At 63.0% G+C, this 14,093-nt stretch carries 4 protein-coding genes; 2 read left to right on the top strand and 2 right to left on the bottom strand.

Features of this window, described 5'->3' with window-relative positions; translation table 11 throughout:
* Positions 1 to 25: 25 nt before the first annotated feature.
* Complete coding sequence (locus ACQREB_RS05700; protein ID WP_427766377.1) at positions 26 to 7,399, top strand: autotransporter domain-containing protein; 7,374 nt, start codon at positions 26 to 28, stop codon at positions 7,397 to 7,399.
* Positions 7,400 to 7,998: 599 nt separating this feature from the next.
* On the opposite strand, the gene ACQREB_RS05695 is transcribed toward ACQREB_RS05700, so the two are convergent.
* Positions 7,999 to 9,432 (bottom strand): sodium-dependent transporter, encoded by a 1,434-nt coding sequence (locus tag ACQREB_RS05695; protein WP_427766374.1) that lies wholly within the window; start codon positions 9,430 to 9,432, stop codon positions 7,999 to 8,001.
* A 27-nt stretch (positions 9,433 to 9,459) separates the two neighbouring features.
* A complete protein-coding gene (gene ileS / locus ACQREB_RS05690; protein WP_427766373.1) occupies positions 9,460 to 12,270 on the bottom strand; it encodes an isoleucine--tRNA ligase in 2,811 nt (936 codons plus the stop codon).
* A 289-nt stretch (positions 12,271 to 12,559) separates the two neighbouring features.
* Here ileS and ACQREB_RS05685 point away from each other — a divergent pair, with 289 nt between their 5' ends.
* The gene (locus ACQREB_RS05685; protein WP_427766371.1) at positions 12,560 to 13,735 is read left to right on the top strand and encodes a hypothetical protein; all 1,176 of its coding nucleotides are present in this window, start codon (positions 12,560 to 12,562) and stop codon (positions 13,733 to 13,735) included.
* The last annotated feature ends 358 nt before the right edge of the window (positions 13,736 to 14,093 follow it).

The following is a 14,093-nucleotide window of genomic DNA, read 5'->3' as shown; positions in this document are numbered from 1 at the left end:
TTTTTCCCGGAAAGACTGAAATCCCATGAAAATTTCCAAGACCATTCTTTTTTCCGCCGCCGCGCTGCTGAGCGGCTTCTGCGCCGTTCCCGCCGGGGCGGTCGTCAACGTGACCGGCTCGACGGCGATCGACGTGACGTCTTCGCTGACGGAAGACTACTACGTCTCGTCGGACGGCGTGCTGAAGCTGAATCTCTCGGACACGCGGACGTTTTACGGGCGCTTCCTCGGCTCGAGCTCGAAGACGAGCGAAGGCGACGAAGCGACCTCGCTCGGCGACGATTATAATTACGGTTCCGGCTATTACGACATCCGCGAGTCCGGCGGCGAAATCGAGATTGCGGGAAGCGGAACGCTCGAGTACAAAGGGTTTTCCGACATCTCCTATTATTCCGCGTCTTTCCAGACGACGCACGGGCAGGTTCACGGGGAGTACGAGCAGGGCTTCACCTCCTCTCTGGTGGGCATCACGACGGACGGGAACGTGGACACGAACAAAACCGCGTTTTCCGGCACGCTGACGATCTCAGAAAACGCGAAGCTCGTCGTCGCAGGATACCTTTCGCAATACGTTGCCTATAAACAGCCGCAGCCGGAGCTTTCGGCCTCGGCGAACGTGCAGCCGTTTGCTCTCGAGGTCGGCTACGTGGGCGTTTCCAATCTCAACCTGAAGGACACCGCGACGCTGAGCTTCGCGTCCGCGCCGAAAAACCTGCTTTCGGAAGCGTTCGAACTCGGAGACGAGGACACCGGTCCCGCCTCGGGCGCGGAAGGAATCCGTCGCCTGAACTTCCTGAACAACGTCAAGGCGGACGTCAACACGACGATCGAGCTCGGAACCGACGCCGCCTCGACTTCGCGCATCGTCATCAGCACGGATCGCGCGGCTAATGATTACGGCTGGGACGGAAAGGCGACCATCGGCAAGCTCTCCGGCACGGGACGCGTTTATTTCATCTCGTCGAACGGGAGGGGAGGAGACGTCTCCATCACCAATCGCGCCGAATTCTTCACGAACAGAATCGACGCCGAGGACGCCGCGTCCGCGACGGCGTCGCTGACGCTGAACGTGAGCAGCAGGACTTCCGTCCTGAATTACGTGCACACGCTCGACGCGGCTTACGGGCTCGCCGGTCATCGGCGGACGGAGGCGGGGGAAGGCGAGGAGGACTCTCTGAGCGCCACGCCCATCGCCGACGTCTTCCTGCTCTGCAACACCACTTTGGGAACAGACTCGACGGGGCAGTTCGTCGTGGACAACGTTCTGGAGACCGCCACTGCCGTGCAGCTTTCCGCCGCTCTTTCCAGCGGCGGCGGACACGGGCAGATCGACGCGTCGCTTTGGGAAAACATCGGATACTACATCGGGACCTCTTGGACGTCCAGAGCGGGGCGCGTGACTGTTCAGGGCACGCAGATTCTCAACAACCTTCAGTCGCTTTTCATCGAGCGGCAGACGATCGAGGACGAAGCCGCGAACCGCGGTTATTACGAGATTTCGCGAGGTGAGCTTACGACGGGCAATTACCGCATCGTTTCGAACGCGGAGGGGTCGTCCGTCGTCGTCAGAACGAACGGAGCGCTGATCGTCAATCAGTCCGAAAACCGCGACGGCTATTTCGCCGGACGTTTCTACACCACGGACGAGACGACGATTTTGGACAATTCCGCCGCCAATGACGGCTACGTCATCAAGACCGGCAAGGGAACTTTTGCGAATCTCTGCAGCGCCGACCAGCCGAAGGCGTCCATCAATCGTCTCTTCATCTACGAAGGCACGTGGATGTCGGACCCGGAATCGCTCGGCTCCGGCCGCGTGTACGTCGGCTCGGGCGGCAAGCTCGTCGTCATCGCGAACGACGTCGTGACGATGAGCGCCCGCCTCGAAGGCGTTTCGGACATCGTCTTCGCGCGCAATTCCATTTATACGGACGAGGACGGGACGCTGCACGGCGGGCTTCTCAACGACGACCGTGAGTTCGTCGTGGATGCTCAGCCGCTCAACAGCGGGCGTTTTGCTTTCGGAGAAGGCTCCAGCGAACAGGATTACAAATCCGCCGCCGGCGACGTGCAGATCCTGCAGGCGCAGGACGACTTCACCGGCACCGTCACCGTGAACAAGGGCATGACGCTTACGCTCGGCAACTTCGGGAACGACGAGCTGGACGCCTCTTTCGCCAACGCGTCGAAGATCACGCTTGAAGAAGGCTCGGACAAGATCGTGGCGGGACGCCTTCACGTCATCTCCTACCAGATTCTGCCTTCGCTGACGGCGACCGACGAAAATTCTCAGCTCATTTTCGACGGCAAGAACTACGATTCCGTGGCGGTGCTGGCGGGACAGGTCAATTTTAACGGCGTGATTGACGGCGCCGGTTCGCTCGTCAAGGCGGGAACGACCGGGCTCAGCATCTCGACGTCCTCGCACACGCTCGCGACGGTGGGGATGACCGGGACGCTCGCGCTCGGAGACGAGGGCGCGATTCGCGCGTCTTCGGGCGTCGTGGTGCTGAACGGCGCGGTCGTCCGCTCCGACAAGAATCAGACCTTCTCGTCCCTCGTCGGCGGAGAGAGTTCCGTGGTCAAAATCGAAAACAACAGCACGCTGACCGTCGGCATGACCCAGGACGATTTGGGCAAGCTGACGGCGGCAATCAATCGCTACTACGACGGCGGCGGTTCCCGCATTCTTTACGACGCGTATTATTTCGCGACGGCGGACAGGAGCGCCTACGTGAATTCTCCCGACGGGCTGGAGCTGGACGGCATCGTCGGCTTCTCAAGTTCCCGAAGCGCGTCCGTCGTCAATGCGCTCGGTTCCGTGCGTCCCGCGCACATGAACGAAGAGGGAACGACGGAGCCGTTCACCGTGGAGCACACGCTCGCCTACTTGAAGGATCCGGCGAAATTCGCCAACGTCTTCGCGCACATTTACGCGACGATCGACGCGGAGACCTTCTCCGAAATCTCGACGTCCGACGCCTGGATCGCGCAGCTGGAGAACGCGCGCTGGGTCAGCGCCGGCATCACCGCGGGCGATTCGATGAAAGGCGTGTTCGACAAGCTGCTGAATCTCGCCGACGTCCGAGCGTTCGTGGCGGCCGCTCCCGCGGGCTGGACTTCCCGCGAGCTCGAAGACCTGCTCTCCTTCGCGGAAACGTATAATTCCGACAAAGGAAAGTCTCTCTTCGTTTCCGACGCCTCCACCGGGCAGCTCACGCTCACGCGCGCGGGCTATCGCCAGTTGCTCGACGCCAACGTCGTCAAATACATGGATCTGGCGGGCGGCGTTCCCGAGACCTTCTACGACTTCATTTCGCTGTTCACGGACGACTACAAGTTCCGCCTCACGGACGCCAACCTCCAGATTCTTTCGGAAATTTACGGGCTGCCGACCGAGGCGATCCGCGCCGCGGCGACGTCCGCCGAAAAATACGCGGAATTCGAAAAAGTCATCGGTCTTTCCTATGAAGAGGGCGAGCTGCCCGGCTTCGCGGGAACGCTGACCGGCGCGGTTTCGCTGAAGAAGATCGGCACGGAGACGTTGCGCCTCACCGGCGTGAACACGTACACGGGCGCGACGATCGTCGAGGGCGGCGAGCTGCGCGTCGATTGGGACGCGGTGCCGAACACGAGCGCGATCCAGGTCGGTTCCGACGGCCTGCTGACCGTCGTCTCCGCCGGCGAATACGCGGACGATCCGACTAGGACCGAGGAAGAAAACGCCGCCGCGCGCGAAGCGCACAACGTCTTCAAGATCGCGGAAGGCGGCGTGATTTACGGCTCGGGAACGATTCTGAAGGACGGCGAGGGAACGCTCGTCGTCGATTCCGCGCTCGGCAAAAAAGTTGAAGCCGAGCTCGACTTCACGGGCGAAATCGTCGTCGGCAAGGGTGCGCTCGTCGTGAACGTCTCCGACCGCGAAAGCTTCGCCGAAAGCGTGACCGTCTGGCTGAACAAAGGCACGGAATTCGCGCTGAACGTCGCGGACGCGGAACACACGCTTTCCTTTGACGGAAACATTCGAGGCGGTGCCTCCGACGGCGACGCGAAGTCGTATTTCACGAAAAACGGCGCGGGAACGCTCGTCGTCACGAACGGCGACGCGCTCGGCGACGTCGCGAATTCCTTCGACCTCAAGGTCGCCGCGGGAACGATGCGCCTGAACTTCAAGGAAAACGGCGTTTTCCGCGGAACGCAGGGCGAGTTCTTCACGGCGGTGCTCGGCAAGGACGCGACGCTCGTCTTCGACGTCGCCGCGGACCGCGAATACACGTTCAACGGGCTCGTCGCCGGCGAGACGGGAACGACTTTCGAAAAGACGGGCGCGGGAATGCTCGTGCTCGACCGCAATTCCTCGGCGTCCGGTTCCTGGACCGTGGAGGAACTGAAGCTCTCCGCCGGCGCGCTCAAGCTCGGCGACAATTCGGCCTACGCCTTCAACAAGATCACGACCGCCGCGGGCACGGACTTCGTGGTGGACGGCACGCTCTTGCTCGACATCGACGCGGGCGAGACGGAAAACAACGTCTTCAACGGAACACTTTCCGGAACGGGAACAATCGAGAAGACGGGCACGGGAACGCTGACGCTCAAGGACATGGCGTTCTCGGGCGCGATCAAACTTGCCGAAGGCTCGCTCGTGATCGACGTCGCGGAAGGCGAAAAGAATCTCGGCTTCAGTCTTGAAGTCGAGGCGGATCCCGACCTCACGACCCCGACGCTCGAAAAGACGGGCGCGGGAACGGCGAATTTCACCGTCGCGAATCCGGACGACATCAATCTGGCGGACGTCGACCTCAAGGTCGCCGCGGGAACGCTGAAGTTCAACGGCGCCGCGGTTTCCGCTTACGCTCCGAATTCGATTCACATCGCTTCGGGCGCGACGCTTGAAATCACCCCCGCGACGGCAACGGATCTCGGCGCCGTCGAAGATGGACTTTCCGGAGAAGGAACCTTTGTCTTCGGTTCGGCTTTGGCTCCGACGCGCGTCACGGCGGACGCGGCCTCGATCGCCGCGTTCACGGGAACGTTCCGCCTCGGCGCGGACGTGACGCTTGAGCTCGCGGGCGACGTCACCTCCATCGGGGGAATTGAGAGCGGGAATCCGGAAGCGCGCACGGGAACGGTGAAGTTCACGACGAACGAGACCGAGATTTCGGTCAATCCGAACCGCGCCGTCGCCTTCACGGGAACGCTCGAAGCCGGCGCGGCGGGAACGACGTTGAACGTCGGCGGCATGGGTCTGCTCGACGTTTCGGGCGCGACGCTGACGAACATCGGCTCGATTGCGGTCGGCTCCGGCGCGAACGTCGGCGTGGCGTTGGGCAACGTCCTCGGCGTGACGCTCGCGAACGGCGCGACGCTCTCGCTCGTCGGCGAAGTCGGCGTCGGCGACAGCTACACGGGCGAGGTCAAGGTCTCCGGAGAAAATTCCAAAGTCGGAATCTCTTTCTCGGGTGCGCGCGCTTACACGGCGGGCACGGGAACGGCGTTCTCCGCGCTCGACGGGCTCGTCGAAAACGTCACTTATCAGGACGGCGCGTCGGCGGAAAACGTGAGCCTCGTGATTTCCAATCTCGCCGGCAAGGATCTGACGCTCGCGCTTGAGCCGGAAACGGCGTCGCTGCGCTCGATTCTCGCGGCGGCGGAAACGGAATCCGCTCCCGTCGATTTCACGCGCGAAAACGTGGAGCTCGCGACGAACGCCGGCGGCACGCTGACGCTCGACACGGGCGCGGTCGCCGAAAGCGGCGCGATCTACCGCAAGACGATTTCTGGAACCGGAAACTTTGAAAAGACGGGCGCGGGAACGCTGACGCTTTCCGCCGCCGAGCAGACCTACACGGGCGCGACGACCGTTTCCGCGGGAACGCTCGCGTTCGGCGCGGGAACGACTTTGGCGACGTCCCGCATCACGGTGAATTCCGGCGCGACGTTGCAGGGCGGCGCGACGCTGACCGCCGAGTCGGCGAGCGTCACGTTCGCTTCCGGTTCGAAATACAAGCTGAACATTTCCGCGGGCGAGGCGTTGCGCTACACGGGCGCGGTGGACATCACCGGCACGCTCGATCTCGAAATCGCGCAGGACCAGACGCTTCGCGGCGAAGCGCTTTCGATCTTCGAATACGTCGGCACGGGAACGGCGAGCGAAATCCGCCGCAATCAGTTCCGCCTCGGCGAGGGCAACGACGTGCTTTACGTCGACAAGGGCGAGCTCGCGAACGGCAATCTGAAGGTTTACGTCGCGCAGAGGGATTTCCGCGACGTTCCCGCGGATTACCACGACGGGCTCGACTCGCTGCTCGACATCCTCAGCGTCTGGGCGCGCCCGGAAGGCGGCTATCTTTCCGACGCGCTTTCCGCCGAGGAATACGCGATCGCGGACGCGCTGAACAGGACTTCGCTCGGCGCCCTCGGCGACGAGATCACGAAGCTTTCGCCGCTCGGTTTCGCGTCGATGGTGACGATGCCGCACGCGGGCTTCTCCGCGGACGCGAGCTCGCTTTCCGGCCGCCTCGAACAGCGCCTCTACGACGCGTCGAGCGCGATCTGGGTTTACGCGCAGGACGTCGAGTTCTTCGCGCAGGCGCAGGGCTCGACCGTGGACAACGGCAGCGGCTCCGATGCGGCGACGTTCGACTACAATACCTACGGCGCGCTCGTCGGCGCGGACGTCAAGTTCAACAAGGACGTGACGGCGGGCGTCGCGCTCGCTTACGACCGCGGCAAGGCGAAGCTGCACGACGGCGGCGGCAAAATCGATTCCGACAACGTCCGCGCGACCGCGTTCGCGGGCTTCCTGCTCAACGACTATCTCGCGCTGAACGTCGGCGCGCAGGTCGGCTACGCGAAGTTCGACACGAAGCGCAACACGCTCGTCGGCACGAACAAGGGCGACACGGACGCCTGGCACGGCGGCATGTTCGCGGATCTCGTCGGTGCCTACGCGCTGGCGGCGTGGGGCGAGACTTCGCGCCTCGACCTGCTCCCGCACGCGGGAATCGCGTTCTCGTACTACCGCACGGACAAGTTCGAGGAAAAGGGCTCGGGCTCCGCGCTCGCGACGGATTCGTTCAACGCGTTCAGCCTGGAGGCGAGCGTCGGCGCGAAGCTGAATTACGCCTTCGAGATCGACGGGCACGGAGCCCGCGTCGGGCTGGACTTCTCGCTGATTCACGAGTTCCTCGACGACGAAGTCGAAATCGATTCGTGGATTTCGGACAGCAAGTTCTCGACGGACGCGCGCGCGCTTTCGGAGACGACGTTCTCGCTCGCGCCGAGCGTTTCGTTCGACCTCACGGACAAGGCGAGCGTCTTCCTGAACTACGAGCTGCGTCTCGGCACGGAATCGGAAGTCGCGCACCGCGCGAACCTCGGTTTCCGCTACCGCTACTGAGCGGGAGAAAACCACAGATAAACACGGACGGACACGGATGCCGGAATTTTCCCGGTCGTGTCCGTCCGTTTTTTTGTTCGGATTGACCACGGAAAGGCGCGGAAATCTTCACGGAACCTCGCCGAAACGGGGGAAGAAAGCTTAAGGATTAAAGCTTAAAGGGAAGTTTTTGTGGGCGGATTCCGAAAAGCGACAAGAATGTCTTCGCCCCCAAACGTGCGTTCCCGCATGAAATGCGGAACAAAAATAACCCCATGCGGCGACGCCGCTTGGGGCAGCGTCCGCAAAAAGAACATGCGCTTGAAAAGCGCAACTGCCCGCGGGAACGCCGAACGCTTCGGACAGTTGCGCCTTTCAGGCGCGGCGCATGTGCAGAATTTGCCCCAAGCGCACGCTCCGCCGCGCGCATGGGGTTACGATTGTTTCGCCCCGTCGGGGCGCGGAAAAAGCTTAAAGGGAAGTTTTTGCGGGCGGATTCCGAAAAGCGACAAGTAAGCGAAGCGTGGAGCCATGTCGCTTCCCCTCTAAAAAAACTTTCTTTGACTTCGCGGTTTTTCTTCGCGCCTCGGCGTCTTGGCGGGGAGATTTCCGCGGGCGGCTCAGGAGGCGAGGAGCTGGGCGAGGAAGATCGTCGCGATGCCGGCGGGAGCGACGAAGCGGAGCAGGAAAATATACGTGCGGAAGAAGCGGATCACGAACGCGTCGTTGTTGCTGAGCTGGGCGTGGACGAGCTTGCGGTCGAGATGCCAGCCGACGAACCACGAGACGAAAAGCCCGCCCAGCGGCATCATCCATTTCGCGGTCAGCGTGTCGAGCCAGTCGAAAAACGTTTTGCCGCCGAGCGTGAGCGTTCCCGCGAGCGAGCCCGCGCTTTCGCCGTCGGCGGGAACGCTCCCGAGCGAGGCGGCGGAAAAGAAGCCGAAGACGAGCGTCAGCGCCGAAAGCGCGACGACCGCCGCGACGCGGGAAAGCCGGAATTCCTCGTGCAGGAACGCCGTCGCGATTTCGTAAATGGAAATCGCCGAGGTGACCGTGGCGAGAATCAGCAGCAGGAAGAACGCCGTCGCCCAGAGCTGCCCGAGCGGGAGCGTCTGGAAAAGCTGCGGCAGCGTGACGAAGATCAGTCCCGGCCCGCCGTGGGCGAGCGCGTCGGCGACGTCGCCCGCGTTCCCGCCGACGGAAAACGCCGTGCCGAAAATCGTGATTCCGGCGAGCACGGCGACGAGCGTGTCCGTGACGGCGAGCTGCCCGGCGGTCTTGCCGAGCCGCACGTCCGGGCCGAAATACGACGCGTAGGTGATCAGGCAGCCCATGCCGAGCGAGAGCGAGAAGAACGACTGCCCGAGCGCGGAAATGAACACGGAGGAGGAAAGCTTCGAAAAGTCCGGACTGAAGAGATAGGCGATTCCCGCGCCCGAGCCCGGCAGCGTGACGGCGCGCGCGCACATCACGAGCAGCAGCAGAAAGAGCAGGGGCATCATCAGCTTGCTCGCGAATTCGATGCCTTTCTTGACGCCGCAGCCGACGATGGACGCCGTCGCCGCGACCGCGACCGCGAGCCAGAGGAACTGCCGCCAGACGTCGTCGCTGAGGCTCTTGAAGACGCCGGCGAAATCCGTCGTCTCCGCGAGCGTTCCCGCGGCGGCGAGCCGGAAGTATTCGAACGTCCAGCCCGCGACGACCATGTAGAAGCCGAGGATGAGCACTGCCGCCGCCACCGCGAAGACGCCGAAATAGTGGAACGGTTTGCCGGGCGCGAGATTGCGGTAGGCGCCCGCCGGGTTCGCCTTGCCCGCGCGGCCGAGAATGAATTCCGCGAGCACGACGGGAAGCCCGAAGAAGCACACGCACGCGAGGTAAATCAGCACGAAGACCGCGCCGCCGCCGTTCGCCGTTTCGCTCGGGAAACGCCAGACGTTGCCCAGCCCGACGGCGGAGCCCGCCGTGGCGGCGAGAATGCCGAGCTTGCTGCCGAAGGTCGCGCGCGTTCCCGCGGCGGGAGCGGTTTCGTCTGCGTGGCTTTCCGTCGTCATCCGGGCGGTCTCCGTGCGTCGTTCCGCTTAAAATTCCTGCGGAAATTTTTCCTTGAGGGCGTCGAGGCAGCGCGCGGAGACTTTGCCGAACGCGCCCGCGTCCGCGAGCTCCGGAACCCAGCGCCACGAGCGCGGGCAGCGCACGTAGCCGAGCGTTTCCGCCTTGACCGCCTCGACCGAGAGCGGCGCGCCCGCGGAAGCCGCGACGAGGCGGACTTCCGAGACGATGAACGTCTCCGCGAGCGCGGATTCATGCTTCTTCAGAAGCGCCCAGAGCGGCGATTCCGCGTCGCAGGAAAGCGTGACGACCGCCTCGAGCGACTGCCCGATCACCTTCGCGGAGCGGAGCGCGTCGAGCTTCAGGTTGACGTCGTCGAGCACCTTGAGCAGCGCGTCGAACTCCGCGGCTTCCTCGACGAAGACGCAGTCCGGGCGGTATTCCGGCCAGTCCTGCAGCAGAATCGATTCGCGCGCGTATTCGTTCTTCTCGGTGAAGAAGCCCCACGCCTCGTCCGTCGTGAACGGGAGCATCGGCGCGAGCATTTTCAGATACGTCGTGAAGATCGTGTGGATCGCGGTCTGCGACGAGCGGCGCTCGCGCGAGTTCGCGGCGTAGGTGTAAAGGCGGTCCTTGAGAATGTTGTGATAGGTCGCCGAAAGCGTCTCGACGGTGAACGCGTCGATCGCGGCGTAGGCCTTGTGGAACTCGCAGTTTTCGAAGCAGGTCGTGACGGTCGCGTGGAGCTGGAAGAGCTTCGTGAGCGCCCATTTGTCGATCAGCGTCAGCTCGGCGAAGGGCACGGCGTCCTTCGCGGGATCGAAGTCGTAGAGGTTCGAAAGCTGGTAGCGGATCGTGTTGCGGATGTTGCGGTACTGCGTCGCCGTGGCGTCGAGAATCTTGTCCGAGAGCGGAATGTCGTTCTGGTAGTTCTCCGACGCGATCCAGAGGCGCACGATGTCCGCGCCGTATTTGGAGACGTAGCCGTCGGCGGTCTGCGGCTTGCCGTCGGACTTGGAGATTTTCTGGCGCGTGCCTTCGTTCACCACGAAGCCGTGCGTGATGACTTTCTTGTAGGGCGCGCTGCCGAAATTGATGACGCTCGTCCACAGCGACGACTGGAACCAGCCGCGGTGCTGGTCGGAGCCTTCGAGGTAGAGGTCCGCCGGGAACGCGAGTTCGGGATTGCGCTTCAGGACGGCGGCGTTGGACGAGCCGGAGTCGATCCACACGTCGAGCGTGTCCGTGCCCTTGACGAGCTTTTCCGGCGCGGGCCAGGACGCGGGAACGTCCACGCCCGCGAGCAGTTCCGCCGGCGTCTTTTCGAACCAGATGTCCGTTCCCGCGACGGCGATCTTGTCCGCGAGCGCGCGGATGACGCCCGCGTCGAGGAACGCCTCGCGCGTGTCCGCGTCGTAGAACACGGGAATCGGCACGCCCCACGAGCGCTGGCGCGAAATGCACCAGTCCGGGCGGCCTTCGACGGCGGCGCGGATGCGGTTTTCGCCGCTCGCGGGCACCCACGCGACGCCGCCGATCTGCTCGAGCGCCTTCGCGCGCATGCCGTTCTTGTCGAGCGCGACGAACCACTGGTCCATCGCGCGGAAGATGACGGGCGTCTTCGAGCGCCAGCAGTGCGGATACTGGTGCTCGATTCTGGAAGTCTTCAGCAGCTTGCCGGACGCTTCGAGGAGCTTGAGCACCTCGACGTTCGCCGGGCATTTGCCGTTCACGTCGAGCACGGAGACGCCGACGAGCGGCGCGGGAACGCGGCCGTCGTTCACGTAAACGCCGTCGTCGTTCACGGGGCAGTAGATTTCGATGCCGTAGCGGAGGCAGGTCTGATAGTCCTCGAGCCCGTGGCCGCCGGCGGTGTGGACGCAGCCCGTTCCCGCGTCCGTCGTGATGTAGTCGGCGCAGACGACGGGCGAAACGCGGTTGCAGATCGGGTGTTTCGTCCTGACGCCTTCGAGCGTCTTTCCGAGGAATTTCGCGCCGAACGTCGCGCCTTCGAGACCGCAGTCGGCGACGAATTTTTCCGCGAGCGCGGCGGCGACGACGTAGAGCTTCCCGCCGTGAGAGACTTCGACGTATTCAAATTCCGGATGCACGGCGACCGCCATGTTCGCGGGAATGGTCCACGGCGTCGTCGTCCAGATCACGAAGTTGCGCGCGGGCGCGTCGATCTGCTCGAACGCGACCCAGATGGACGTGGACGTGTGGTTCTTGTATTCGATTTCGGCCTCGGCGAGCGCCGTCTTGCACGGGATCGACCAATAGACGGGCTTCTTGCTGCGGTAAACGAGCCCGTGCGCGACCATGTTCGCGAAGGTGCGCACGATGTCGGCCTCGTAGGCGGGATTCTTCGTCTTGTATTCCGCAGCCCAGTCGGCGAGGATGCCGAGGCGGCGGAACTGCCGGCGCTGCTTTTCGATGAAGCTCTCGGAGAACTCCGCGCACGCCCTGCGGATTTCGAGCGGCGTGAGCGTCTTTTCCTTGGCGTGGAGCTCCTTCATCACCTTGTGCTCGATGGGCAGCCCGTGGCAGTCCCAGCCGGGAACGTAGGGCACGCGGTAGCCGCGCATCGTCTTGTAGCGCATGATGATGTCCTTGAGGAGCTTGTTGAGCGCGGTGCCGATGTGGACGTCGCCGTTGGTGAAGGGCGGGCCGTCGTGGAGCACGAAGGTTTTTCCCGTTCCCGCGTTCTTGCTCTGCAGGCGCGCGTAGAGTCCGGTTTCTTCCCAAAACGCGATGCGTTTGGGTTCGCGCGCGGTGAGGTTCGCCCGCATGGGGAAATCCGTCACGGGGAGATTGAGCGTATCTTTGAGTTCCACTGCCATGATCGTTGAAAATGTATTTCGCGCAAGTCTGCCTTTTTTGCGTTCCCGCGTCAATGCGCGCTTCGCGCGCGGCGCGGCGCGAAGCGCGCGAGGTTATGAGGTTATGAAGTTGATTGCGTTTCGCTCCGCGAAGAGCTTTTTCGAAAATCCTTTCGGCGGAAGCCGAACGCAAGGCGTCATCCATTATCCATTATCCATTATTCACTATCCATTATTCACTGCTCTCGTCACCTTTCCTTTCCTCCCTTTTTCCTTTAACCCCCGCGCCCGAATCTCTAAGCTTCGCCGCATGCTCGCTGTTTCCCGCATTTTTCTCGCGCTGTGCGCGGTCGCGCTCGCGGCGTCCGCGTTCCCGACGGAGGCGTTCGCGCAGGCGCGCGCCTCGAGGGCCGTTCCCGCGAAAGGCACCGCCGCGAAGTCTTCCGCGAAGAAGCCCGCTCCCGCGGCGGCGGACGCGGAAGTCTCCGACCTCGGCGAGGCCGAGCCCGAAAACCTGCCCGGCGAAAATTTTTCCGCGGCGTGGCCGTCCGTTTCGCGCATCGCCGACATGCTGCCCGCGCGCGTCGTCCGCAACGGCCCGGACGCGTGGGTTTACGAGACGCAGCACTTCCGCTTCACGGCGAACGCGCCCGTCGCGCTTTCGGCGATCCGCGAGATCGCGCGCATCTTCGAAGGCACCTACGCGGCGAATCTCGCGCTGCCGATCAATTCTCCCTGCAATCACCACCAGGTCTGCGAAAAAGGCAAATTCAACGCGTACCTGTTCGAGACTTACGACCAGTATCTCGCCGCCGGCGGCATGAAAGGCTCGGCGGGCGTCTTCATCGGCTACGGCAGCGGGCTGGACCGCGGCAAGGTGCTCGTGCCGTTCCCGTCGCTCGGCCTCGAAAAGCGCGGCAACCGCTATTTCAAAGGCGGCAGACGCGTGGACGCGAAGACGCTTTCCCACGAGATCACGCACCACATGACGATCGGCGGGAACGCCTACCCGACCTGGTTCTGCGAAGGACTCGCCGAATACGTCGGGCTTTCCTACGACGGCAACGGGCAGGTGCGCTTCGGCGGGAACAAGAACGTCATCGGCAAATTCGTCGCCGGCTACGGGGAAAAAGGCGACGGCGGCCGCGGCATCGGCGGGCGCCCGGAAGTCGGCATGTCGCTCGAAAACTTCATGAACCACCGCGGCTCCTTCATCGGCGACGGCTTCGGCGGCGCGGGAACGGGCGCGGACGCGACGCAGATCGGCTACGGCGTCTCCGCGCTGCTCGTGTATTATTTCTTCCACCTCGACGGGAAGCGCGACGCCGCCCGCGTCAAGAAGTTCATCGCCGAAATTCAGAGCGGCGGGAACGCCGAAAGCGCGACGGCGGCGCTCCTCGACGGCCGCAGCTGGGAGCAGCTCGAAAAGGAAATCCGCCGCAAGCTCAAGGTCGCCTTCAAGGTCGAACCCCGCTTCGCCGACTGAACCGCGAAGGCGAATTTTCAAACACAAAGAACGCGAAGAAAGACCGCAAAGTCAAAGGAAGTTAAAGAAAGCTTTAAAGGGGGGGAAGCGGCATTCCTGCCGCTTTTCGGAATCCGCCCGCAGAAATTTCCCGCCAAGACGCCAAGGCGCAAAGAAAGACCGCAAAGTCAAAGGAAGTTAAAGAAAGCTTTAAAGGGGAGAAGCGACATTCCTGCCGCTTTTCGGAAACCGCCCGCGCAAACTTTCCTTTTAAGCTTTAACCTTTAACCTTTAACCTTTTCTTAACCTTTTCCTTGGTGATTCGCGGGAACGCGACGGCGGACGCGCGCCCTTTCTCCTGAACAGAATTTTGTTGCGG

It is taken from the genome of Candidatus Spyradosoma sp. SGI.093 (assembly GCF_050314555.1).
In the GTDB taxonomy this organism is placed as follows: domain Bacteria; phylum Verrucomicrobiota; class Verrucomicrobiia; order Opitutales; family UBA953; genus Spyradosoma.
This window is presented reverse-complemented; position numbering and strand designations above follow the sequence as displayed.

Bases quoted from the DNA above. Each gene is read 5' to 3' on its own strand.
- ACQREB_RS05700 (WP_427766377.1), top strand. From the start codon at position 26: ATGAAAATTTCCAAGACCATTCTTTTTTCCGCCGCCGCGCTGCTGAGC.
- ACQREB_RS05695 (WP_427766374.1), bottom strand. From the start codon at position 9,432: ATGACGACGGAAAGCCACGCAGACGAAACCGCTCCCGCCGCGGGAACG.
- ACQREB_RS05685 (WP_427766371.1), top strand. From the start codon at position 12,560: ATGCTCGCTGTTTCCCGCATTTTTCTCGCGCTGTGCGCGGTCGCGCTC.
- ileS (WP_427766373.1), bottom strand. From the start codon at position 12,270: ATGGCAGTGGAACTCAAAGATACGCTCAATCTCCCCGTGACGGATTTC.